The organism is Paenibacillus selenitireducens (assembly GCF_002021565.1).
GTDB lineage: Bacteria > Bacillota > Bacilli > Paenibacillales > Paenibacillaceae > Paenibacillus_K > Paenibacillus_K selenitireducens.
Map to the genome: position 1 here is coordinate 98040 of NZ_MSZX01000007.1, position 23174 is coordinate 121213.

A 23174-nucleotide genomic window follows, 5' to 3' on the forward strand; every position below is an offset into this window, starting at 1 on the left:
TCCCCTTTGCACATTTCATTTTTTGCTTATAATTAGTATGCTAGAAATGTTCATTCAAAAAAACGGACGATCGTGAACCGATAGGAGTATGATATTGATCTGATCGATCCATAGCACGCCAAAGGGGTGACCTTGATGAAGTCTCATAGCATACGTACACGGCTCATCCAATTCATGTTAATCGTTACAACCATTCCGCTGCTGCTTTCCTTAGTCATTACACTCGTTCACACGAGAGAGTCCATCAAAGAGCAATCCATAAGCGAGAATGCCCGCTTAATTTTTCAAGGGAAAACCAATCTCGCAAACTATCTGAACAACATCAACCGCGCTTCAGTCGTGGTGTATTCCGATTCCCATTTTCTGAATAACTTATCGAAATCAGTGGATGACTACCAAGCGATGGCCGAAATGTATAGCACGCTGCAGAATCTGCAGGGCTTGCTGCCGGATATTCAACAAGTGTACCTGCATTCCCGTATGACGAATCAATCCACGCTCATTGCGAATGGCATACCGAGAAGAGAAATTAGACAAGCCCCCTACCAGAGCATTGGTCAATACGTTACATCCCATACCGCGACGGAGCCGCCGCATCTCGTTCACAGCTACGGGTTTCCGCCTTCACCGAACGATCCTACGGATCGCATGGTATTTACCTTTTACCGCCCCATCGTTCGCATCCCTTCGACTACGCAGCTTGCGATCATGGCCATCGATGTGAAGTTAGACGGGATTGCCGCCATCTGTGAACAACTGTATGATGCTACGGATGAGCAGTTCTACCTGCTGGACGAGAACGATATTGTCATTTATAGTGGGATTCCTGAGGAGATTGGCAAGCCGCTGCATAACAAGAACCTCGCTCCCCGGATTACACCAGATAAGAACGGGTTTATTGACGGAAAAAATGCGATGCAGGTGTATGAGAAACTGGATGTCCCTTTTGCCAAGTGGACCTTAGTCAAACAGATTCCTCATAACGTCCTTTACCGTAAATCAACCGAATTGATTCGGATCAATGCAGTTATCGCTGCGCTAGCTCTATTGGCCGTCATCTTAGGCACGTTGTATATTTCATTTCGAATTACTAGACCGATTAAGCAATTAGCCCGTTATATGAATCAAATTCAGACGGGACAGTTGGACGTGGATATCGAGGTGAACAGCAACGATGAGATCGGTACCTTGTCACGGCGACTCCGACAAATGATGGATACGATTAATAATCTGATCCTGCGGAAGTATAAGCTGGAGTTAGCGAATAAGACGAATCAGCTTAAAGCCCTGCAAGCGCAAATTGATCCTCATTTTCTATATAACACGTTACAGTCGATCGGAACGGTCGCGCTTCAGCATAACGTTCCGCGCGTATACTCCCTTCTCGCTTCGTTAGCGGATATCATGCGTTACAAAATGCGAAGCGGCGAAGCGCTAGTAACGTTGCAAGAAGAGGTTAACCACCTTAAACTTTATTTAGACTTGCAAAAAGAACGATTTGACGAACAATTCAACTTTATGTGGGACATCGCACCAGAGAGCCTAGCTGCTTCGATCCCCAAAATGACGCTGCAGCCTTTGGTCGAGAATTATTTCAAACACGGCATGGATCCTCATCTCGGCACAGGTCACTTATGTGTTCGTACCCAGCTGACCGAATCGAATCGTCTTATCATTGTCATCGAAAATAACGGCAGTTCCATTGAAGAACAGGAGCTTGTACAGCTCCAAGAAGAACTGAAGTTCCAGCTTGAGGAGCATGAGGATCCAATCAAGGAGCGTACTTCGATCGGCTTGTACAACGTACTAACGCGACTGAAGTTATACACCGATGATACAGCGACGTTGTACATCGAGAATGTAGAGCCGCATGGCGTACGAATCACCTTAGATTACGCGTGGGAGAGTGAAACAGCATGAAGGTTTTAATTGTGGATGATGAGAAACATGTGCGTAATGCGATCGATATGCTCGCCGATTGGGAACGGTATGGCATTACTGAAGTATTGCAAGCATCTGACGGAGAAGCTGCGGTATCCGTGATCCAAGCGCAAGCACCTCAAATCGTCATGACGGATATGCGGATGCCCCGCAAAGACGGCGCAGAATTATTAACGTGGCTGTATACGAATGCGCCCCAGATCAAGGTCATGGTCATCAGCGGCTACGATGACTTTGAGCTCGTCCGGCATGCCGTTCGCCATGGCGGTATGGATTATATCTTGAAGCCTGTCCAGGCAGCGGCGTTGAACGAAGCCCTGGGGAAAGCGGTCGATTGCTGGCGCAAAGAAGAACATGAACGTCAACGATTTACGCGGCAAAGCATTGAGGTTAATGAAATGAAGCCTCACTACGGGGATAAGCTGTTTACGGATTTCCTCGTGGGCCAAGGTCGGTTAGACCAACTTCTGAATCAGCTGCGAGATGAATTTAAACTCCCTGCGAACACAGCCAACTGCTCCCTTGCAGTGCTTGCTGTGGCGCAATTGGACCGAAAGCTGCTGGCCAAATTCCAAAACCAGCTGGATCTGCTCTTCTTCACGTTGATTAACATATGCAATGAGTTTCTGAAGCAGAAGGGTGTCGCGTTCCGTCAATTGAACAGCCCCGGAGAGGTGGTTATCCTTTTCTGGGATGAGCGCGGCTCTTTACCGCCCCTATTAGACGATATCAACGAAGGCATCTACATGACATTACATCGGCGTATGCATATCGGAGTAAGTCTGAGACGAGCCTTCCCTGCTGAATTGACACAAGCGTATCAAGAAGCTTCGCAAGCGGTATGGCGACGGAGTGTGCTCGATCCGAAGCATTTGCATACCTATACCGAGGATTCATCTGGATCGGCTCGCCCGCTGCGGCTTAGCTCCCTCGAAGAACAGCTTCGATTAGCTGCGTTAAGCGGCAATCGCGAACAGATCGAGAATATGGCGACGCGATGGTTGGATGAAGTCAAGCAGTTGCAGACGATCACGCCAGAGCAGCTTATCCAGTGGGATAACGAATGGGACTGGATGCAGAGCCAATGGTTGGAAGGCGAAACAGGCGGGAATACACGGAAAGAGCAGGATAACGTATACCCGGACCTCCCTTCTCCGCTTCCGCTGAATGAAGAAGGTCTATTGTCTTGCGAACCTTATCGCACCCAATTGGTTAACCGCTTGGCAGCCACCTCCAAACTATTGACGCAGCAGCATTCCAAGGAAACTTCCTTCTTCGTCCATGATATCGCGAAATACATTGAGCGGCATTACCAAGAAGAAATTTCACTGCAAGATGTTGCGGCCCGCTTTTTCTTAAGCCGGGAATATATCGCTCGCAAATTTAAGCAGGAATATGGCGTGACCTTGCTCGATTATCTCAGCCGGTTCCGTATTGAGAAAGCCAAGCTGCTGCTGCATAATTCCCATCTGCGTATCGCTCAAGTTGCCGAAATGGTGGGATATCAGGATGAGAAATACTTCTCGAAGGTATTTAAGAAGCTGGAGGGTATCAATCCCGGGGAGTTCCGTAAGGAGCATACGCTTGGATAAGCTTTAAACGAGCATCTAACCATTTCTTGATAGTGAATTTCCTGCTAGCGAATTTCCTGCTAATGCAAAAAAAGCAGCTCATCCCGCAAGGGGAAGAGCTGCTTTCGGTAAGCGGCCGATTGCTCGGACCGCTTCATGTAGACGGTTACGTCTTACAGTTTAGTTACGTTCTCAGCTTGTGGTCCGCGGTTGCCTTGAACAACGTTGAACTCAACTTTTTGACCTTCTTCAAGAGTTTTGAAGCCATCGCCTTGAATTGCGGAGAAGTGAACGAATACGTCGTTTCCGCCTTCAACTTCGATGAAGCCAAATCCTTTCTCAGCGTTGAACCATTTAACTGTACCTTGTTGCATGTGTGTAGCCTCCTCAAAATAATTAACATTAAATTAACATGCTACTCCTATATTTACGGGTGTAAATAAAAATTCACATATTCGAAAAGGTATGAACCTATTACTGAATAATACCCTTTAGAATATGTGAATTCAGATCTTAAATCTTAAGGAGCAACTCGTCATTTTGTTATGACTTTTTCATCTTACCATATATTTTTTAAAAGTCAAACATACCATAGCACCAATAAATAACCAAAACCAGACAGCAGCACTGATCCGATAGCACCTGCAAGTAAGGCGCGAAGCCCAAATCTGCGACAAACTGCGACATTTATATTCAATCCTAGCCCAGCCATCGCCATCGCAATCAATAGATAAGCAATGACAATCATGTAAGAGGTTACATGGGCTGGAAGGATCCCCAACGTATTCACACCGCTCATGAGAATAAATCCAACAATAAACCACGGGATGGGAAGGTTCTTCCATTGGAACTCGCTTGCTTGTTCATCCCCCGACGTATGTCCGCCTTCTGTCTCGCGTAATTTACGGCGTTCCGCACGCTGTATCCATAATCCGAGGACAATAGCTACCGGAATAAGCAAGGCCACACGGGATAACTTCACAATCAAAGCCATATCTAACGCTTCTTTACCAATCGGCTCTGCAGCCGCAATAACATGCGCAATTTCATGGAGCGTTGCACCGGAGAAAACACCGAACCCTTGCGGAACTAAGTGCAGCACAGGATATAACACCGTATAAGCTAAGGTGAAAATAGTTCCTAATATAGCAACCACGGCAGCAGCCATCGCGGTGCGATCAGCATCGGCTTTCACTTGCGGGGATATCGCGACCACCGCTGCTGCACCGCAGATGGACGAGCCGCAAGCGGTGAGAATGCTCATAATCGGATCTAACTTGAATGCCCGACAAAGGAAATAGACGACAATCATACCGAACAAGACACTCGATGCCGCAATGAGGAACACGCGAGGTCCTGCTTTTATAATGTCCAAAATATTCAATCTCATACCTAACATGATGATGCCATAGCGGAGCAGCTTTTTGCTCGAAAAAGAAATCCCTGCTTCGGCAGCAGCCGGTACCCCAAGTGTCATTTTCCAAGCGAAACCGAGTAAAATCGCTAAAATCAATTGGCCCATAATACTTAAAAACGGCAGTTGCGCCAACCCGTAGGCCACCCCTGCAATCAGCAAGGTAATACCCAATCCCATTGCAAAACCTTTTGATAGTTTATGTTTATAATCCATTCGTTGATTTAGTCGTTCTAATAACATCACGAGTTCCCCTTCTTCCGTCACCTGTTGTCTTAAGCTCATCTTAGAAGGTTTTGGCATGGAAGTGAAATACCGAATCGCTATCTCAACAATAAGGAAAACTTATGATGAGAAAAGCCTCTACCCGCGGTCTCCGAAGATGAGCGACCGCGTTTAAAGGCCGTTTTGATCCATCTGCAATAAATGAGACTCTAGCTCTGTAAAATTTATGACAAGTGAATGTTGATTCTTAACGAAATAACCTGATCCCTGTATTTTGAGCGGCAGTTTATTTTTTTGTATTGCATCTGTAAAGTGTGAAAAACGCCAGGGGATCCCCCGACGTTTCTTTATTGTGTGAACCTATACGTTGGTGGAAGGAGAGATGGGTAGGTGTTTTGCGTTTCAGCTGTCGTAGATACGAAATTTTGACAAATAAAATAAGCTCTTTGTGCATAACGGACATGAGGGACCTTATTGTTTGCTATGCTCATAGATTAGCCGTTTTTTCGGACCTAGATGCCCTTATTCCATTCGAATCATGGGTATATAGCTTATGTTTAGCATAATAAGAGCTGCTGTGTCCGTTCGCCCTGCATTTTGAGTGCTTTTGGCATTTTAAGGTCTCCTGTGTCCGCTCATTCTCGCTCCGTTCCCTGCAACCTAATTTGATTTTGGCAATCTCTCGAAAAGCTATATATTCTAGAATATTGAAACTTCTACCGAAGTACATTCGAAGATGTGCGACCGCGTTAAAAAGGTAGTTTTTATCGCCAAATAGAATTTTTCAGTTTCGATACGTCGAAACTTTTATAAATTCTGGTGTAGTGAGAAAAACTTCTACCGAAGTCCATTCGAAGATGAGCGACCGCGTTTAGATGTGGTTTTTATCGCCAAATAGAATTTTCCAGTTTCGAATACGTCGAAACTTTTATAAATTCTGGTGTAGTGAGAAAAACTTCTACCGAAGTCCATTCGAAGATGAGCGACCGCGTTTAGATGTGGTTTTTATCGCCAAATAGAATTTTCCAGTTTCGAATACGTCGAAACTTTTATAAATTCTATTGTGGTAAAATAATAGGAAACGAACCTCAATCACACCTATCATGGAGGATGTAACATGATCACTGATTCACTCCATATCTTCGTTGCCGTAATCGAGCACAGCAACTTCTCTCGGGCAGCAGAAGCTTTACATATTTCCCAACCCGGCGTGAGCATGCACATTCAGAATCTGGAAAAGGAACTTGGAGCAAAGTTGCTTCACCGTACCCCGAAGTACGTCAAATTGACGGAAGCCGGTCACATTCTCTATCAACGCGCAAAGCTGATTCTCTCTCTCTATGAGGAAGCCAGAACACAGATTCAGCTCCTGCATGAAGTTGTAACAGGAACGCTGAATATCGGAGCGAGCTTCACGGTAGGCGAATATGTTCTTCCTCGTCTACTAGCCAGCTTCGTACTTTTACATCCTCAGGTTGACGTCCATGTGACCATCGCGAATACGGAGGAAATTGTACAGGGAATTCGCTCGAAGCGCCTCGACCTCGGTCTGGTAGAAGGTGATGTGCATCAACCCGACATGGATGTGATGTATTGGCAGGAGGACGAGATGATCGTCATCGCGCCGCCCGATCATCCACTCACGCGGATACAGCAAGTTACGTCGGACTTATTGCAAGATCAGACGTGGGTATATCGGGAACCTGGATCAGGTACACGTGCTTATAGCGATCGATTTCTTGAGAATCATGGGTTACGTGTGAAGCGTTCCTATATGTTAAGCAGCAATCAAGGGGTCAAGGAATCCGTGATCTCAGGACTCGGTCTCGCCGTGATTAGCCGACTTGTCGTCCAGAAGGAACTATCTAATGGGGAATTACGGGAGCTTAGACTGGTGGGAGGTAGACTTACGCGTGCTCTCTCCATTCTCCAGGATCGCGAGCCGCATGAAATGCTTGCCTTGCACGTATTTCGTAAGCATCTTGCAAGCACCTCCTAATCGCAAGTACACTACGGATATAAGAGAATGAAGTATGAAAGGCGGGATGAGCCCATGCAAGATATGAACTATACATCATCATCACCAGTCGAGCTTGCCACCTTCGCAGGAGGATGCTTCTGGTGTATGGTCAAGCCTTTCGATCAGCTGCCTGGCATTATGAAGGTCGTATCTGGCTATTCAGGGGGACATACAGAACACCCCACCTATCAGGAGGTCAAAACGCAAACCACTGGTCATTATGAAGTCGTACAGATCACCTATGATCCATCTCTCTTCTCATATGCACAGCTTTTGGAGCTGTATTGGCCGCAGATTGATCCGACCGATGACGGCGGACAATTCCAGGACCGCGGTCCTTCCTACCGCGCTGCGATATTCTATCATACCGCGGAGCAACGCGAGTTAGCTGAAGCTTCCCGTACAGCTATAGCAGCTAGCGGACGATTCGGAGATCAACCGATTGTGACGGAGATTTTACCGGCTGCACCCTTCTATCCGGCAGAAGACTATCACCAGGATTATTACAAAAAAAGTCCCGACCACTATAAAGAAGATCGCCTTCAATCGGGTCGGGATGAATTTATTGATCAACATTGGAAATCGTAATCGACGTTCTGTCAGGCCATTAATTCAGGTGGCGCAATAACTCTGCGGCGAACTGCTCGAGATATTGACGATCTACCTCATTAAATCGACGCTCTAACGGGCTATCGATATCGAGCACGCCGAGCAATCGATCCCCTTGAATGAGAGGAATAACGATCTCGGATCGTGAAGCTGCATCACAGGCAATATGCCCTGGGAACTGATGTACATCTTCCACAAGAACCGTTCTGCGCTCTGCCGCTGCGGTTCCACATACGCCTCGCCCAAGTGGGATACGCACGCAGGCAGGTAATCCTTGGAACGGACCAAGTACAAGCTGGTCCGTTTCTTCTTCATAGAGGTAGAAACCAACCCAGTTGATATCCCCCATATATTCATTCAACAATGCCGAAGCATTCGATAAATTCGCGATGGTATTGCTCTCGTCTTCTAACAACGCCGTTAATTGGCGAATCGCCATCGGATAATCCACCTCGGGGTTTCCGCTCACACTCGTTTTTTCGAACATACTATGTTTCCTCCTTGCATCTATCGACGTTCTGTATTCAGATTAACACAATATCTGGGCTCCTGCATATGCTATACCAATAGATCGTTAAGGAGGTACGTAAGCTTACCTATGAAAAAAATAACTCCCAACAAAACGCGAAATTCGAATCGCTTGTACCAAGCAGATGAAGGATTAGCTGACCACATCACCAAAGTTCGGGAAACGCTGCTGCCGCTGTGCCACCAATACCGAAATCACGCCGTTCACGTTGAAACCATTGATGGCCGCAGCTTTGAAGGCGTCATCGTAGAAGTCGATGCCGGGCATTTATACTTACAAGTCACAGATCACAATCGCGCATTTTTTCCGCAGCCTTCCCCTTATAATCCATATGGCCCCTCCTTTGGAGGTGCGTTCTACCCGCAGCAGCAACCCTTCTTCAACAATAATGTGATTTTACCATTAGTATTATTCGAACTGCTTACCATCGCGCTCATTTAGCTGCTGACAACAAGAAGACCTTCCAAGAACCGCGTGATTTTGCGGCCATTTGAAGGTCTTCTTCTTTCTATTTTCTATTAAACCAAAGGGGCTAATTGAAGTTTATGACCGTAAGCTCGCCTAGTGTACAGCCGTTTTCATAAATCGGCGGAAACCGAGACTTGCAACGCCCAGAGCCAATACCGCAATCAGCACCAACATCCCGATATTCGGCAATATATTTTGGACGTGCCCCCCATGAACCATGACATTCTGCATTCCTTTTTGCGCCCAATATTGCGGCAGCATCTTACCGATGTTCTGTAGGAATGGCGGCATCATGTCGGAAGGGAACCATAAGCCTCCAAGCACCGCACCTCCCATGGTAATTAACTGTGTGAAAGCCATTCCTTGGTTTTCACTTTTGGCGAATAAAGAAATCATGAGACCGAGTCCGGTACCGCAAATTGCGATCCCAAAGACCAACGTGCCAATCGCTGCCAAGTCACCCAGATTCAAATGGTATACAAAATGTCCGAATGCCAGCAGAATGCTGCATTGTACCACGACCACGAGCAAGTATGGAATCCACATCCCGATCAAATAACTGATGGATTTCATCGGCGTACTGCTGAGGCGTGCCGTCATGCCTGATTCTTTGTCTTTGATGAAGCGACGGACCATGGACGTGATGACGAAGAACGCGAACATCACCGTGTAGCCTGGCACGACCTGGCTAATCATATCTACCGATCCTCCGCTCACTTGCTTTTGCTCCGCTACTTTGATCGGCGGTGTAAGGACCTGCTTGAGCTCAGCATCGCTTTTTCCGGCAGCGGCCAATACACCTTCAAGCTTTTTCTCCTGATATTGATTCGCAATATTCTGCAATACTGCCTGAATCGGTGCGACTTCGGAACCGCTCATCCCATCGTGATACAGTACCACTTCAGCTTGTTTCGTACCGGACTTCAGACTTTCGGCGAACCCTTTCGGAAATACGAGCAGCGCGGATAATTTACCGTTCTTCATCTGATCGATCTGTTCGTCGACCGTCAAATCCGGGTTTTGTTTCAAGTGGAAGCCGTCAATGCCTTGGATCGTCTGTAAAAATTGCTGGGAGGCTGCACTCTGATCTTGGTCCACATATTGCAGCGTGAGGCCTGCAGAACTCGCACTGCTGAACACCGTTGCGAAAATGACAATGAAGACGATCGGCATACCGAGTAACCAGAAGAAAGTACCCTTTTCCTTCAACAATAATTTGATTTCTTTACGTGCAATCGTTCGAATCATGATTATTCCCCTTTCTCCTTAAGCATCTCTTAACGACGTGCCCGTCAATTGTAGAAAGACCATTTCGAGTGAAGGACGAACAACCTCTAACTGAATCGGTTTATATCCCTTCATCCGGCATAACTCAGCGACCTCGCTAATCGTCTTTAAAACGTTATCCGTTTCAATTTTCCAACCCCGGCCATGGCGAGCCACCGAACTTCCTTCAATCAGCGTCAAATTCGGCTCGATATCACTCTCAAGCTCCAGATAGACGGACTTGCCACCATACTGTGCAAGAATGTCATTCAGCGCACCCTTGGCAACCACCTCACCATGATCGATAATGGCGACATCATCGCATAACGCTTCAACTTCTTCCATATAGTGCGTCGAGTATATGATCGTCATCCCCTCTTCTTTCAGGGTGCGAATAAGCTCAAAGATATGATTCCGAGATTGCGGGTCAATCCCGACTGTCGGCTCATCGAGAATCATAAATTTCGGGCGATGCAGCAGCGCTGCTGCAATATTAATCCGACGCATCATTCCACCGGAGAACGTTCCTACTGCATCATTGGCGCGATCTGCAAGGCCTACTTGTTGCAGAACCTCCATAATGCGTTCTTTCAAGGCTTTCCCTCTGACACCGTATAATTCACCGAAAAAAACCAAATTATCGTACGCGCTCAGCTTTTCGTAGAGCGTGATGTTTTGCGGAACATAACCAATGAACTTCTTGACCTCTTCCGCCTGTTTCGCGACATCATACCCGAGCACTTGAACGGAACCGCGATCTGCCTGCGTAATGCAGGACAAAATTTTCATTGTCGTGGATTTTCCCGCGCCGTTCGGTCCCAGAAGCCCGAAACAGCTCCCTTTTTGCACCTGAAAATGGATATGATTAACCGCTGGCTTACCAGCATAAGCTTTCTCTAGCCCTGTAACTTCAATCGCTGTACTCATTTTCTATAACCTCCTTCATTATTTATAACGTTAATTGTTTTTTCATGATATTCGACGCGATCCATACCATAAGGTTACCTACGATAAGGGAACAGATCAGCATTACGGCGAGCCACAACCATGTCATGCTATTCCCTGTAATCTGATACATATTCGTATAATCGAAATTATCTTCGCCGCTCATAAGCGCAGGAACAAAACTCAATAAGTTCGCAGACAGACCGTAACTCACCCAGATGAGCGGCATAGCTGGTTTCCACTTTGAATACCGTACGATGGAACCGAAGATTCCGAATCCCATAATGAACGGCATGATGGAGTACATGAAGAGATAGGCGAGCCCGATCAATTTAAGGAATTCAAAAATCGCGTCTGCTTCCAAAGGTGCTTGAATCCACATGGTAAGAATACCGACCACCGCGGTTATTGCTAGAGCGATTAACCCGTAAATGACCATCCACATTGCGCTTGCGATATATTTTGCCCGAAGCAATGTTCCTCTCGAATAAGGAAGTGTCAGCCACCAGCCGTACGTTCCGTCTTTCCACTCCTTCGACACAGTCATCATGGCTCGCATGAAGCCTGCATACGGAAAGATGAAGACCGCGAATAATAATGTGGTCGGCTGAAAGATGATCGTGGCATGCAAGAAGTTATAAGCGAAAGCGATCAACGCCGCGACTGCTAGCCCATAGATACCATACCACTTCCGATTTCTACAATTCCGTCTGCGGAATTTAAATTCATGCTTGATTAAATATGTCAACGCATTGCGATTCATTGGTTATCTCTCCCTTATTGATATAAATGGCGGTAGATGCTCTCCATCGATCCCCGCTCTGCCCGCAACATCTCAACATCCCCGTGCAGCAATGCCTGACCTTCATCCATGAATACTGCATAATCGAAAAGACTTTCGGCTTCTTGAATTTCATGCGTGCTTACGAGCACCGTCTGCTGCCGTTCACTCAAGTTGTCTATCAATGCCCCGATGATTCGTTCGCGCGAGATCAGATCAATACCCGCGAAGGGTTCATCGAGAATCAACATCGGTACATCTCGGCACATGCATAGGGTCAGCATGAGTCGAGCTTCTTGCCCTCGGGACATCCCCTCAACACCCATCGTGGGGTCCAGCTTCATGAATTCCAGCAATGATTCGGCACGCTTCTTATCGAACCCAGGCAGCAAACCGTCTCCCCACTCCAATGCCTGCTGAACGGTATGGAACTTATACCACCGTGCACGGTCAGGAAGGTAAGAGATAAGTGCATTTGTCTCCCATCCCGGCTTCTTCCCGAATATATCGATCCGACCTTGATCGGGCTGTACCATGCCTGTAATCATACGGAACAAGGTGGATTTGCCAGCCCCGTTCGCACCCAACACCCCAATCACGCGATTCGCGGGTAATTGAATGGAGAAATCCTGTAATGCCCGCTGGTTGTCGTATCGTTTCGTAAGATGTTCTGCCGTAATCGCAATCTCCGTCGTCATCTGTTATTCGTCCCCTTCTCCCAGAAATCGTTGAATATCTGTTTTTGTGAATCCAATGCTGTACATTTTCTCTAAAAATTCCTTCGTTGCTTCCCGTGCTAAATTATACCGAATGTTCTGCACGACTTCGTCATTCGTCGTAATGAATGTTCCTTGCCCACGTCTCGTTTCAGTTAAGCCATCTCGCTCTAATTCCTGATAAGCACGCATCACTGTATTTGGATTAATTTTTAAGGTTTGAGCTAACTCACGTACAGATGGTATTTTGTCTCCCAACGCAATTCCTCCTCTTGCAATCGAACCTCGTATTTGTTGCAACACCTGTTCATATAACGGTTTACTTAAATCTAGATCAAATTCCATGCCACCTGCTTCAATTCCACCCAAGGGTCTCCCTCCAATCTATTCTATTCTGTATTCTCTAAGCAGAAAGCTCGGCGCTTATGTTTTCTATCGTATGTAGTGTATTATATCACTTAATACACTCAGTGCAATAGTTATTTTCAATTTTTTGGATATAAAATAAAAAAAACCATGGCTCGGGGCCATGGATTTCGTGAGTTGTATGAGATTATCGTTAGGAATACGCTCGGTTATTTACAATACTTTTTCAGCGAGTAAGCTCTGTACTTCATACACGTTCGAGTCTTTTTTGAATTGTTTGGTGATGGTGGGTTCAACCGCACTCGAGATCCAAATTTTTAGCTCCGCATCCAGATCGAACGTCCCTGCCGTTTCAATACTGAACCGTGAAATGCTCTTATAGGGAATCGATTGATACTCCACCTTTTTGCCCGTTACCCCTTGTTTATCCACCAGAATCAAGCGCTTGTTCGTGAATACGAACATATCTCGAATGAGCTTATATGCCTTATCGACCGTTTCTCCTTGGAATAAGATCGGCTGCAGCTCCTGCTGTACGTCCTTTTCGCTTACCGATGCAGCATTGCCCATTAACCCGTCTAAAAATCCCATCGACACATCTCCTTTAAGATTTGAGGTGGTGGTTCCTTTGTAATCTACGCACTCACTTCGTCCAGATATGTATCAAAATTATCGCGTATCATAGCAAAAGCGACTGTAAGACCCTGAGGGGGGATCTTATAGCCGCTTTTGCTTGTGATCATCTATGTTAAATGTTAAAAGGGGGGCGATTTGATGAATTAAATATACCGCGCGAACATTAAAGGGATGTTATCTGAACATTAAAATAACATAAAAAAATGTTGGGATGAGGTGCTAATCCATCTGGAAACGAACTGTAGCCCGCCGAACACCGTGTCTTTTGGATAGCTCCAGGATAGGTGAATGCGATTCTACTTTCAGCACTCGGTATCACTCGCTCCACAACGAACGAACTGCAAACCTACGCCATGAACTGCTCCATACAGGCACTGCGCTATATTGGAAACGAACGTAACCCACCGCACACCACGCTATATTGGATTTATACAGGATAAGTGGATCATTCGGCATCGACTCACCGTCTATATTGGACGAATCCAAGATAGAACGCTGTAAATCCACTAATATGAGCGTAAATGTGCATTTTTGTTGGATTTATCCACTATAGCCCTATCTACATGCATCATTTATCGAAAGTTAGTGGATATATCCAATATAGATGGGTGAGGGCCTATAAAGTTCCAAGTTAGCAATCGCAATCGTCCCACCTCTATCCCAACGAATAAGAATAGACGCGCAATCACTCGCCTGTTACAATATACCTAGACGAAGAACGTCCAAATGCCATAAGGCTTTTGGACGTTCTTTTTTTTGCTTATATATCCAAGATCGGAGGCGACTCGCTTGAATTCATTCGAATCATCCCATCAGGCGTTTCTTGAGAAACATTTGGCAAGCCGAAACGGCGAACGTAAAGGTCGATTGTTACGCGGACACCAGTATGCGGAAAAGCTTTTGCTCCAACACGTATGGTGGCCCTTGTTCGGAAATTTTGACCATCTGCATCCCGAATACGAAATATATGATTGGAATCGTAAATCTCAGTTTCTCGATTTCGCCTTTATTACCCCGTTCGGACGTTTTGGCATCGAATGCGACGGCTTTCAGAGTCACGTGAAGGACATGGATCGTGAGAAATTCAGCTATGCGCTAAATCGGGATACCTTTCTAACGGGTTTAGGCTGGCGGATGATCCACTTCTCCTTCGATGATGTGCAGCAACGTCCGGAAATCTGCCGTATGTTGCTTCAACTCGCGATTGCTCCCTATCTACTACAAAACAGCTCAGAAAATCGATCAACTAAGATGGAGAAAGAATTACTTCATCTTGCCTGGCAGCTTGGAAGCCCCTTACGTCCAAAAGATGTATGCGATGCATGGGGCATAGATTACCGCACCGTGCGGAAGCTACTACAATCGACCATAAAAAAAGGCTGGTTGGAGCCGATCTCCGTGGGGAGCACGATTCGCTACTACCAGCTAAAAGAAAGCTCGTTAATCCAAATACTCTAACATAAATGAACGACTCCCTATTGTGGCGGCGTACAATCTCCGATTTGCGCGGAACTTTCGGTGTTATGGTGTTAGCAGCGATCTCTGAGTGTTGAAGGATAGCTAACGCTAACTGCAGTAACACCTAGTGAGAGTTACTCCCCCCACCTATACTGGATTTCTACAGGATAAAAGCTAATATTACTCAAATTCATGGGCTATATTGGATTTATCCACTAACTATGGGCATAAAGAGCTCATTCGGCGCCATTTCGGGGTTCTATAGTGGAAAACTCCAATATAGAGGGCAAGTAATAGCAAATTTGTCTGCCTACATTGGATTCGTCCACTATAGCGCCACCGGGGCAGAATCGAACCTTTAACAAATAACACCACTAGCACTATTAGCCTTTATCTTTAGCCATTCATCAATAAGCCACAACCAATAACATCATACCTCCTACCAGCCTCGGACATCACTTCCCTCGAACAATACAGGTTAGGAAAAACATGTGAATAAAGATCGGGTTCACGTTTGTGGTGAATGCGTTCATTTGTTTTAGCTGTAAATAGGAGTTGTACACGATTGGGCTGCGCCACACCCAGGGTCTCTTCGGTTTTCACTGCTGCTGCAAACTCAAGCCCCTACCCCTCGCTTGAGTAAAGGGTAGAAAAATGTTAGAAGTTTGCCCTTTTCACGCAAATGGCGCGGAATCCGAAATACCCGGAAACCGCGCCATTACTGCGTTTTTTGGAGTGCTGATGAGAGGACTCGAACCACCGACCTACGCATTACGAGTGCGTTGCTCTACCACCTGAGCTACATCAGCATATGACTGCTGTATACATCTATTTTAACAAAAAATAAGCCGAAGGTAAATGGCAAACAATAAGTCGACCTTTTAGCAAAATGATGTAAATCATCCAATTCCACATTTCAACTCGTATATATAAGCATTGACAAACTCGTATATACAAGTTATATTTTATCCGTAAGCGCTAACAACTGCATAATTACTGACAAAAGGGGGCATTACCCATGAGCAAGAACTACCGGGATACAGCCATACAAATTCTTGAACATATAGGCGGCAAGGATAACATTGAGCAAGCTGCACATTGCGTAACCAGACTACGAATCGCCTTGAAGGACGAAACCCAAGTCCATACAGATCAATTATTGAACGTACCACTTGTCAAAGGAGCTTTTCATAACGCAGGGGTCTTCCAAATTGTCATCGGACCCGTTGACGTGGATCGTGTCTATGCCGAAATGATCGAGCTCACGCAGATGGAGAAAGCAACGATCGCCGATGTCAAAACCTCGGGATCGAAGAAGCTGAACCCGATGCAGAAGCTCGTCAAAATCTTCTCCGACGTATTCATGCCGATTCTTCCAGCTATCATTACTGCCGGGTTATTAATGGGACTCAACAATCTGATCGGAGCGAAGGACTTATTCTATGCCGGCAAAACATTACTAGAAGTCTACCCGAATCTGGACGGGTTATGGGCGCTCATTAACATGATGGCGAATACCTCCTTCGTCTTCCTGCCTGCCTTGGTCGGTTGGTCCGCGACGAAGCGCTTCGGCGGCAGCGAGATTCTCGGTATCGTACTCGGGCTCATGCTCGTCCATCCGGATTTGCTCAATGCCTGGAATTACGGGCAAGCCGCTTCCGGGATCGGCGGTCAATCCATCCCTTACTTTGACATTCTAGGGCTATTCTCGATCGAGAAGGTCGGTTACCAAGGACAAATCCTCCCGATTCTCGTCGCCGCATTCGTCTTAAGCAAAATCGAGCTTTGGTTGCGCAAAAGAGTGCACAGCTCCATCCAGCTTCTGGTTGTTCCAATTACATCCATTGTTGTGACTGGCGTACTCGCGCTCGGTATTATCGGTCCTGTTACACGTCTCTTGGGGAATTACATCACAGACGGTATCGTTTTTATCTTCGACGTAGCTCCAGCACTCGGTGCCGTGATCTTCGGCGCTCTGTACGCACCGCTTGTGATCACAGGTATGCATCATATGTTTATTGCCATTGACCTGCAATTGATTGCGCAGACCGGAGGCACCTTCATTTGGCCAATGATTGCGTTGTCCAACATTGCCCAAGGCAGCGCAGCACTTGCGGTGTTCTGGATCACGAAACAGCAGAACGAGAAAAGCATGGCCTCCACAGCGGCTGTCTCCGCTTATTTCGGAATCACGGAGCCTGCAATGTTCGGGGTCAACTTACGGAACAAATTCCCGTTTTATGCAGCGATTATCGGGTCTGCACTCGCAGCGATCTTCATTACATTAAGCGGTGTGCTTGCAGCAGGCGTGGGGATCGGCGGATTGCCTGGATTTATCTCCATCATACCGAAATTCATCCCAACCTTCTTGATTGGGATGGTCATCGCCATCGTCGTTCCTATCGTACTAACGTACTTGTTCTCCAAATCCAAAAAGTTCGGCAACCGTGAGTAAACTAAAACCGTATCTATTTTTTGCAAAAAAAGAGGTGAAGCATCGATGAACAACAACAACTTATATGAAGATTGGAAGAAATCCGTTATTTATCAAATCTATCCGAAAAGCTTCCGCAGCGCGCATCAGCGCGCTACGGGTGATATCCAAGGTATCATTGAAAAGCTCGATTACCTCGCCTTTCTCGGTGTAGATTATCTGTGGATTACGCCGATTTATACGTCCCCGCAACGGGACAATGGATATGACGTCAGCAATTACTACACCATTGACGAAAGCTACGGCACCATGGAAGATTTCGATCAACTGGTAGCTGAAGCAAAGGAACGAGGCATCGGCATCATGATGGATATCGTGGTGAACCATTCCTCTACTGATCATCCTTGGTTCCAAGAAGCTCGACAAAACCGCAACAGTCGTTACCGCGATTATTATATATGGCAGAACGAACCGAACAATTGGCAGTCGAAATTCGGAGGTTCCGCTTGGAAATACGATAACGCTACCGGACAATATTACCTGCATTTATTCGATGAAACCCAGGCCGATTTGAACTGGGAAAATGAGCAGATGCGGCAGGATGTCTACGAAATGATGCGCTTCTGGGCAAACAAGGGCGTATCTGGGTTCCGATTAGATGTCATTAATCTGATCTCCAAAGATACGTCGTTCCCTGACGATACGGCGGGGGATGGACGCAAGCATTATACGGACGGTCCTCGGGTTCACGAGTTCATCCAAGAAATGAACCGCGAAGTATTCGCGAATCGTGACGTGATTACAGTCGGTGAGATGTCATCAACCTCCATCGATAACTGCATCCTGTACTCCAATCCTGTACGCCAAGAGTTATCCATGACCTTCAGCTTCCATCATTTGAAGGTCGATTATCCGAATGGCGAGAAGTGGACGCAGGCGCCTTTTGACTTCGCGATGCTGAAGAACATCATGTCCAGCTGGCAAATCGGCATGCAGCAGGGTCAAGGTTGGAATGCCCTCTTCTGGTGCAATCACGATCAGCCGCGCATCGTATCGCGGTTCGGCCATGAAGGGCAATATCACAAGCAATCCGCCAAAATGCTCGCAACCGCCCTGCACCTGCTGCAAGGTACGCCTTATATTTATCAAGGCGAAGAAATTGGCATGACGAATCCCGGTTTCCAATCCATTGAAGATTATCGGGATGTCGAGACCTTAAATATCTATCATGCCAAACGTCAAGCAGGCGCATCCGAAGAAGACGTGATGGGAGCCATTCGGCAGAAATCACGTGATAATTCCCGAACACCGATGCAATGGGACCGTACGGAACATGCCGGATTTTCACAGGCAACGCCGTGGATTGGCATCCCGGCCAATGCTCAGGACATCAATGTCGAGCAGGCGTTGCAAGATCCGGACTCCATTCTGCACCACTACAAGAAATTAATCGAGCTTCGCAAACGTGAAGCGGTGATCACAGAAGGCCGTTATACACTGATGTTCGAACATCATCCGCAGGTCTGGGCGTATACGCGCACCACGGATGACGACATGCTCCTCGTCATCAATAATTTTTACGAAGAACCTGCCATACTAGACTGGCATCTTGAACCCCTGCTTCATCACGACCTGATGAACTCGGATAGCGAGGTCCTGATCTCGAACTATGAGGATACTCAACTCTCTACCGATTCCGCGTATGTGTTGCGTCCTTATGAGTCCATCGTATTCCGGTGCGTTCGTAGAACATAGTCCATTTTCATATTCATACTCATGCTTATACCCTAAGCTTTTATTATCCCAAAGAACCGCTTCATGAGAACAAGATGTTTGTTCGTGATCAGTGGTTCTTTGCCGATCCTATCGTCCCATCCTATTTTTATGGTACGATAAAGACACGATAGAAATCGGATGAACGGAGGCTCTTTTCGGATGTCGAAGTACGAACAAATCATGGATGCGATTATCCAAAACATCGAGGCGGGCAAATGGAAAGAAGGCTATAAAATCCCGTCCGAGACGGAGCTGATGGAAGCCTATGATACGAGTCGGGGAACGGTAAGGAAAGCAGTTGATCTGCTGCAGGAACGTGGATATGTCCAGAAGATTCATGGCAAGGGCGTCTTTGTACTCCGCAAGAAAAATATCGAGTTCCGCTTCGGCGGTATCGTCAGCTTTGCGGAAGAGAATAAACGGTTGAATCGTAAATTCCAAACCCGTGTGGTTGAAATGCATACCCTCCCATCTGGTAAGGAAATGGCCAAGCTGCTGAGCATCAAACCTAAAACACAAATCAACTGTATCAAAAGGGTACGTCATGTCGATGGCGAAAATGTCATTCTGGACATCAATCATTTCGTTACCGAGCTCATCCCGGGATTAACGGCAGAGATCGCAGGCGCATCCATTTACGAATACATTGAACAGACACTTGGGCTCCATATCAGCTATGCGCAACGTGTCATTGAAGTTCAACCCTGCACCGCGGATGATGTTAAATATCTGGACCTCAACGGAACTGATTACGTGGTCGTGGTCAAAAACTTCACGCATCTCTATGACGGCAGACAATTTGAATATACCGAATCTCGTCACCGCTTGGACAAGTTCTATTTCTCCGACGTGGCACGAAGATAACGAATAAGAGCCATGAGGTTGCCCTCATGGCTCTTTGATTGAGTATGTTCTTATCGATACGGGAGTCGATGGATTGATTATCTTGCTCTTTCGTTGCGGCCGAACAATATCGGGATCGCCACCAGACCGGAAATACCCACTAAAATATAAATAATACGGCTAAACCAAGAGGAATGACGGATATGATCCCCGCCAAATATCGCCGTCACTAGATCCCATTCAAACAACCCAACAAGTAACCAGTTAATCGCACCAATAATAACCAGCACCAATGCAATACGACGAAGCATATGCGATACGCCCTTTCATAATAAGAGAATGGTTGTGTTAAATATATTGTTTTCACGGACTGGTAACTTTTATACATGTATAGCCAAAATAAACAAGAGCCCTCCAGAGGAGAGCCCATCAACAATTACAGATTAGCTTTTAGGTTCCGATTTGCTTGCATAACGTTGATCCCACTCCGCTAGTGTTGCTTCACGTTCCGAAGCCGCTTTGATCAGATCATTTTTGATTAATTGTTTCAATGGATCTTGAGAGTAACCCTCTGGAATGGCCGCACCCTCTTGTTTCACGCTAAGAATCGCATAGTTCTTATTGTATTCCTTCATTGGAGCATCACTGATGGCCCAATCCAAGAAAGCTTTCGCTTCAGGTTTAATATCGGCTTTCTTCACAAGTCCGTTCGCTTCCACATCCCAGCCAGATCCTTCAGTTGGAAACACCACTTCAACAGGGGCGCCTTTTTTCTTCTCTTCAATGCCGCGATAACCGAAAGATAGACCGATGACAGCTTCGCCTGTACCCGCCATTTTCGCTGGCTTGGAACCCGAGTGTGTATACATCAACATATTGTCATTCAATTTGTCCATGTATCCCCAAGCTTTATCGGGACCCATTAATTGCATAAATGCATTCACTGTCAAATAACCTGTACCGGAAGAGGATGGATTCGGCATTACAAGAAGCCCCTTGTATTCCGGTTTAATGAGATCTTCATACGATTGCGGAACAGGCAGATTGCGTTTTTTCAACTCCACCGTATTCGCGATGATAGCCGTCTCCCACGCGTCGATCCCTACCCATTTCGCCGGACTTGCCGTATCTTTGAACTCTGGGGATACCTTCTCAATGCCGGCCGGGTCATAGCCTTCCAACATTCCCTTTTGATCCAAGACAAGCAAGCTCGTTGCCGCTAAGCCCCAGATCACATCTGCTTGCGGATTATCTTTCTCTGCGATTAATTTCGCGGTAATGATTCCTGTTGAATCACGAACAATGTTCAGTTTCACGTCTGGATATTGTTCTTTGTACGACGTCAGGTAGGCTTGTATTTGATCATCTTCCAACGCGGTATAAACCGTCAGTTCTCCCGATCCCTTCGCTACATCCGTCAATGCCGTTGTATCCGATGACGCCTTGTCTCCATCAGCCGCGACTTCGCTAGTTGAGTTTTTACCGTTTGCACAACCTGCCAGCAATCCGATACATAACATTAATGTCATTGCCCATTTGAATGAATTTCTCACCATGATTCATAATCTCCCTTTCTCGTTCCCCATATAAAATTCGTTCATGTATGTGCCATTCTGCGTAGTTTCCTTCTGACAAGATCACTATAACAATCGATTATCATAGCTACATCAAGCGAATATGAAGAAATTACAAAATTACCTTCGCATGTGCTGCAAGCTGTCTCACGCTGTCCATTCCTGGGTTCTTGCTGCCAAGTGTAAACCGCTCCGTCTCCCCGTAAAACCCATGAAAATCACTGCCTCCGGTCGTCACCGAACCATACTGTTCGGCAATAGCACCTGCCTTCTGCTCCGCTGCTTCACATGCATCCACTTATTGAACGGGAATAGTTGCGACTCCGACTTTCGTCCGAGCAATCCATTCAAATTCGGCTTGCCGACGTTCCTGAAGTTCTTTCTCCTTCTGAACCATCCATATCCGGAATTGCTCCCGGAAATCGTTCCACTTCAACTCCACGTTGTGATGCACGGCATCAATCATCGCAATGATTCGCGCTTTATCCAGGGCATTCCCCATGACCATTCCGAACCCAACCACGCCATCCACGGCCAACGTAGACTCCGAAATCAACAGTTCTCCCACATTGAATACATGACGCTGAACCGATTCCTGCGCGCGCATCATCACAAGCCCCAAAGCTGGCTCATTGACTTCCTCCACACGGCCTAATTGGACGATATGGTTCCCCCACGGCATCAAATCTTCCATCTTCAGTTCAGATAATACGACGGTGTATTCCTGCATTCTCGAACTCATTTTCTCGCTCATTCTTGTTTACGCTCCTTTCGGTTCTATCTGGGTTATTTGGCATGCATCCAAGTTGTATCGCACCGGTCTAACGTATCAGCCCAGGCTTCAGGCACTTCGACGTCACTGATGATGATGTCGACTTCGCGCACATCTGCAATTTTGTACATTTTCACCGCGCCGATCTTCGAATGATCTGTCATGACGATCGTCTGCTCTGCATGTTCTATAAATTTACGGACTAACGAACCGCGGTCGGCATCGTAGCTGGTAATTCCCTTTTTCAATTGGATGCCGTCAATCGATATGAAAGCTTTGTTGGCATGGAATCCTTCCAGCATCCGCTCCGCAAGCACACCCGAAACACGGTCCTGATGCGAGTTCACCATCCCGCCAATCACGACGATATCTCCGTCGAACATGCCTCGATTCTTATAATCCTGCAGGCAATGCACCGCCGGGAATGAATTCGTAATCACCGTTAATCCCTTGGTATTCGTTAAATAATGAATCATCTGTAACGGCGTCGTGCCGTCATCGATGAGAATGACGTCATTGTCTTGCACCAAACCAGCGCCCGCACGGCCTATCTTCTCTTTTTCCGTGACATATAAATGCTCCCTCTGCCGATATACAGGCTCCATGCGATCTAGAGTCAGCTTCACCGCGCCGCCATAGACACGCTTCAACTTGTTTTCTTTCTCGAGCTCCTCCAGCGTCCGCCGAATGGTCTCGAACGACACCTGCAGTTCATCTACCAGCTCATCACTGCGAATCTTCCCTTCCAGATGGATTTTTTTCACAATGAACTCTTTACGTTCTAATGCGCTTAACGACATGTGCAGTCTCCCCTTTGGTCCCATACATCC

The 23174-nt window shown here is 46.5% G+C and carries 23 protein-coding genes and 1 tRNA gene; 9 read left to right on the forward strand and 15 right to left on the reverse strand.

Going from position 1 to position 23174, the window contains the following annotated elements:
* Window positions 1-135: 135 nt before the first annotated feature.
* Together BVG16_RS18120 and BVG16_RS18125 are read left to right on the forward strand one after the other, a co-directional pair.
* The gene (locus BVG16_RS18120; RefSeq protein ID WP_078500296.1) at window positions 136-1920 is read left to right on the forward strand and encodes a cache domain-containing sensor histidine kinase; all 1785 of its coding nucleotides are present in this window, start codon (window positions 136-138) and stop codon (window positions 1918-1920) included.
* The gene (locus tag BVG16_RS18125) at window positions 1917-3533 is read left to right on the forward strand and encodes a response regulator transcription factor (protein ID WP_078500297.1); all 1617 of its coding nucleotides are present in this window, start codon (window positions 1917-1919) and stop codon (window positions 3531-3533) included. Before BVG16_RS18120 ends, BVG16_RS18125 begins: the two co-directional genes overlap by 4 nt.
* Before the next feature lie 152 nt (window positions 3534-3685).
* On the opposite strand, the gene BVG16_RS18130 is transcribed toward BVG16_RS18125, so the two are convergent.
* Together BVG16_RS18130 and BVG16_RS18135 are read right to left on the reverse strand one after the other, a co-directional pair.
* On the reverse strand, window positions 3686-3886 hold the full coding sequence (locus tag BVG16_RS18130) for a cold-shock protein (RefSeq protein WP_018758750.1): 201 nt from the start codon (window positions 3884-3886) through the stop codon (window positions 3686-3688).
* Window positions 3887-4092: 206 nt separating this feature from the next.
* The gene (locus tag BVG16_RS18135) at window positions 4093-5169 is read right to left on the reverse strand and encodes a YeiH family protein (RefSeq protein ID WP_078500298.1); all 1077 of its coding nucleotides are present in this window, start codon (window positions 5167-5169) and stop codon (window positions 4093-4095) included.
* A 1099-nt stretch (window positions 5170-6268) separates the two neighbouring features.
* Here BVG16_RS18135 and BVG16_RS18140 point away from each other — a divergent pair.
* Window positions 6269-7150, forward strand: coding sequence for a LysR family transcriptional regulator (locus tag BVG16_RS18140; protein ID WP_078500299.1), 882 nt, complete (start codon window positions 6269-6271; stop codon window positions 7148-7150).
* 54 nt (window positions 7151-7204) lie between these two features.
* Window positions 7205-7759 (forward strand): peptide-methionine (S)-S-oxide reductase MsrA, encoded by a 555-nt coding sequence (gene msrA, locus BVG16_RS18145; RefSeq protein WP_233147083.1) that lies wholly within the window; start codon window positions 7205-7207, stop codon window positions 7757-7759.
* Window positions 7760-7778: 19 nt separating this feature from the next.
* Here the strand turns inward: msrA and BVG16_RS18150 are convergent, their stop codons facing one another.
* Entirely contained in the window at window positions 7779-8267 is a 489-nt protein-coding gene (locus BVG16_RS18150; protein ID WP_078500300.1) for a GAF domain-containing protein, read from the reverse strand.
* A 111-nt stretch (window positions 8268-8378) separates the two neighbouring features.
* On the opposite strand from BVG16_RS18150, the gene BVG16_RS18155 reads away from it, so the two are divergent.
* Window positions 8379-8750, forward strand: a complete 372-nt coding sequence (locus BVG16_RS18155; RefSeq protein WP_078500301.1) for a hypothetical protein — start codon at window positions 8379-8381, stop codon at window positions 8748-8750.
* Window positions 8751-8870: 120 nt separating this feature from the next.
* On the opposite strand, the gene BVG16_RS18160 is transcribed toward BVG16_RS18155, so the two are convergent.
* The 6 genes from BVG16_RS18160 to BVG16_RS18185 form a co-directional block, all read right to left on the reverse strand.
* The gene (locus BVG16_RS18160) at window positions 8871-10025 is read right to left on the reverse strand and encodes an ABC transporter permease (RefSeq protein ID WP_078500302.1); all 1155 of its coding nucleotides are present in this window, start codon (window positions 10023-10025) and stop codon (window positions 8871-8873) included.
* A gap of 18 nt (window positions 10026-10043) precedes the next feature.
* On the reverse strand, window positions 10044-10970 hold the full coding sequence (locus tag BVG16_RS18165; protein ID WP_078500303.1) for an ABC transporter ATP-binding protein: 927 nt from the start codon (window positions 10968-10970) through the stop codon (window positions 10044-10046).
* 22 nt (window positions 10971-10992) lie between these two features.
* On the reverse strand, window positions 10993-11751 hold the full coding sequence (locus BVG16_RS18170; protein WP_078500304.1) for an ABC transporter permease: 759 nt from the start codon (window positions 11749-11751) through the stop codon (window positions 10993-10995).
* Between the two features lie 14 nt (window positions 11752-11765).
* Window positions 11766-12467 carry an ABC transporter ATP-binding protein gene (locus BVG16_RS18175; protein ID WP_078500305.1) on the reverse strand — a complete coding sequence of 234 codons (702 nt, stop codon included), beginning with the start codon at window positions 12465-12467 and terminating at the stop codon, window positions 11766-11768.
* 3 nt (window positions 12468-12470) lie between these two features.
* Window positions 12471-12830, reverse strand: coding sequence for a GntR family transcriptional regulator (locus BVG16_RS18180; protein ID WP_078500677.1), 360 nt, complete (start codon window positions 12828-12830; stop codon window positions 12471-12473).
* Between the two features lie 234 nt (window positions 12831-13064).
* Window positions 13065-13442, reverse strand: coding sequence for a PH domain-containing protein (locus tag BVG16_RS18185; RefSeq protein ID WP_078500308.1), 378 nt, complete (start codon window positions 13440-13442; stop codon window positions 13065-13067).
* An 834-nt stretch (window positions 13443-14276) separates the two neighbouring features.
* Between BVG16_RS18185 and BVG16_RS18190 the strand changes: the two genes are divergently transcribed.
* Entirely contained in the window at window positions 14277-14945 is a 669-nt protein-coding gene (locus BVG16_RS18190) for a PDDEXK family nuclease (protein WP_078500310.1), read from the forward strand.
* A gap of 736 nt (window positions 14946-15681) precedes the next feature.
* Here BVG16_RS18190 and BVG16_RS18195 read toward each other — a convergent pair.
* Window positions 15682-15754 (reverse strand) — tRNA-Thr (locus tag BVG16_RS18195).
* Window positions 15755-15963: 209 nt separating this feature from the next.
* Between BVG16_RS18195 and treP the strand changes: the two genes are divergently transcribed.
* The 3 genes from treP to treR all read left to right on the forward strand — a co-directional run bounded on the left by treP (window position 15964) and on the right by treR (window position 20019).
* Entirely contained in the window at window positions 15964-17400 is a 1437-nt protein-coding gene (gene treP, locus BVG16_RS18200) for a PTS system trehalose-specific EIIBC component (protein WP_078500312.1), read from the forward strand.
* 45 nt (window positions 17401-17445) lie between these two features.
* A complete protein-coding gene (gene treC / locus BVG16_RS18205) occupies window positions 17446-19134 on the forward strand; it encodes an alpha,alpha-phosphotrehalase (protein ID WP_078500314.1) in 1689 nt (562 codons plus the stop codon).
* Window positions 19135-19314: 180 nt separating this feature from the next.
* Window positions 19315-20019: a trehalose operon repressor gene (gene treR, locus BVG16_RS18210; protein ID WP_078500316.1), complete on the forward strand. Its 705-nt coding sequence runs from the start codon at window positions 19315-19317 to the stop codon at window positions 20017-20019.
* Between the two features lie 77 nt (window positions 20020-20096).
* Here treR and BVG16_RS18215 read toward each other — a convergent pair whose 3' ends face one another.
* The 5 genes from BVG16_RS18215 to BVG16_RS18235 all read right to left on the reverse strand — a co-directional run bounded on the left by BVG16_RS18215 (window position 20097) and on the right by BVG16_RS18235 (window position 23144).
* Complete coding sequence (locus BVG16_RS18215) at window positions 20097-20309, reverse strand: DUF378 domain-containing protein (protein ID WP_078500318.1); 213 nt, start codon at window positions 20307-20309, stop codon at window positions 20097-20099.
* 132 nt (window positions 20310-20441) lie between these two features.
* Window positions 20442-21551, reverse strand: coding sequence for a putative 2-aminoethylphosphonate ABC transporter substrate-binding protein (locus tag BVG16_RS18220; RefSeq protein WP_408635353.1), 1110 nt, complete (start codon window positions 21549-21551; stop codon window positions 20442-20444).
* Between the two features lie 133 nt (window positions 21552-21684).
* Window positions 21685-21870 carry a hypothetical protein gene (locus BVG16_RS18225; protein WP_078500320.1) on the reverse strand — a complete coding sequence of 62 codons (186 nt, stop codon included), beginning with the start codon at window positions 21868-21870 and terminating at the stop codon, window positions 21685-21687.
* Window positions 21871-22326, reverse strand: coding sequence for a phosphonate C-P lyase system protein PhnG (locus BVG16_RS18230; protein ID WP_078500322.1), 456 nt, complete (start codon window positions 22324-22326; stop codon window positions 21871-21873).
* Window positions 22327-22358: 32 nt separating this feature from the next.
* Window positions 22359-23144 (reverse strand): DeoR/GlpR family DNA-binding transcription regulator, encoded by a 786-nt coding sequence (locus BVG16_RS18235; protein ID WP_078500324.1) that lies wholly within the window; start codon window positions 23142-23144, stop codon window positions 22359-22361.
* Between the last annotated feature and the right edge of the window lie 30 nt (window positions 23145-23174).

Bases quoted from the DNA above. Each gene is read 5' to 3' on its own strand.
- BVG16_RS18120 (WP_078500296.1), top strand. From the start codon at position 136: ATGAAGTCTCATAGCATACGTACACGGCTCATCCAATTCATGTTAATC.
- BVG16_RS18125 (WP_078500297.1), top strand. From the start codon at position 1,917: ATGAAGGTTTTAATTGTGGATGATGAGAAACATGTGCGTAATGCGATC.
- BVG16_RS18130 (WP_018758750.1), bottom strand. From the start codon at position 3,886: ATGCAACAAGGTACAGTTAAATGGTTCAACGCTGAGAAAGGATTTGGC.
- BVG16_RS18135 (WP_078500298.1), bottom strand. From the start codon at position 5,169: ATGTTATTAGAACGACTAAATCAACGAATGGATTATAAACATAAACTA.
- BVG16_RS18140 (WP_078500299.1), top strand. From the start codon at position 6,269: ATGATCACTGATTCACTCCATATCTTCGTTGCCGTAATCGAGCACAGC.
- msrA (WP_233147083.1), top strand. From the start codon at position 7,205: ATGCAAGATATGAACTATACATCATCATCACCAGTCGAGCTTGCCACC.
- BVG16_RS18150 (WP_078500300.1), bottom strand. From the start codon at position 8,267: ATGTTCGAAAAAACGAGTGTGAGCGGAAACCCCGAGGTGGATTATCCG.
- BVG16_RS18155 (WP_078500301.1), top strand. From the start codon at position 8,379: ATGAAAAAAATAACTCCCAACAAAACGCGAAATTCGAATCGCTTGTAC.
- BVG16_RS18160 (WP_078500302.1), bottom strand. From the start codon at position 10,025: ATGATTCGAACGATTGCACGTAAAGAAATCAAATTATTGTTGAAGGAA.
- BVG16_RS18165 (WP_078500303.1), bottom strand. From the start codon at position 10,970: ATGAGTACAGCGATTGAAGTTACAGGGCTAGAGAAAGCTTATGCTGGT.
- BVG16_RS18170 (WP_078500304.1), bottom strand. From the start codon at position 11,751: ATGAATCGCAATGCGTTGACATATTTAATCAAGCATGAATTTAAATTC.
- BVG16_RS18175 (WP_078500305.1), bottom strand. From the start codon at position 12,467: ATGACGACGGAGATTGCGATTACGGCAGAACATCTTACGAAACGATAC.
- BVG16_RS18180 (WP_078500677.1), bottom strand. From the start codon at position 12,830: ATGGAATTTGATCTAGATTTAAGTAAACCGTTATATGAACAGGTGTTG.
- BVG16_RS18185 (WP_078500308.1), bottom strand. From the start codon at position 13,442: ATGGGATTTTTAGACGGGTTAATGGGCAATGCTGCATCGGTAAGCGAA.
- treP (WP_078500312.1), top strand. From the start codon at position 15,964: ATGAGCAAGAACTACCGGGATACAGCCATACAAATTCTTGAACATATA.
- treC (WP_078500314.1), top strand. From the start codon at position 17,446: ATGAACAACAACAACTTATATGAAGATTGGAAGAAATCCGTTATTTAT.
- treR (WP_078500316.1), top strand. From the start codon at position 19,315: ATGTCGAAGTACGAACAAATCATGGATGCGATTATCCAAAACATCGAG.
- BVG16_RS18215 (WP_078500318.1), bottom strand. From the start codon at position 20,309: ATGCTTCGTCGTATTGCATTGGTGCTGGTTATTATTGGTGCGATTAAC.
- BVG16_RS18230 (WP_078500322.1), bottom strand. From the start codon at position 22,326: ATGAGCGAGAAAATGAGTTCGAGAATGCAGGAATACACCGTCGTATTA.
- BVG16_RS18235 (WP_078500324.1), bottom strand. From the start codon at position 23,144: ATGTCGTTAAGCGCATTAGAACGTAAAGAGTTCATTGTGAAAAAAATC.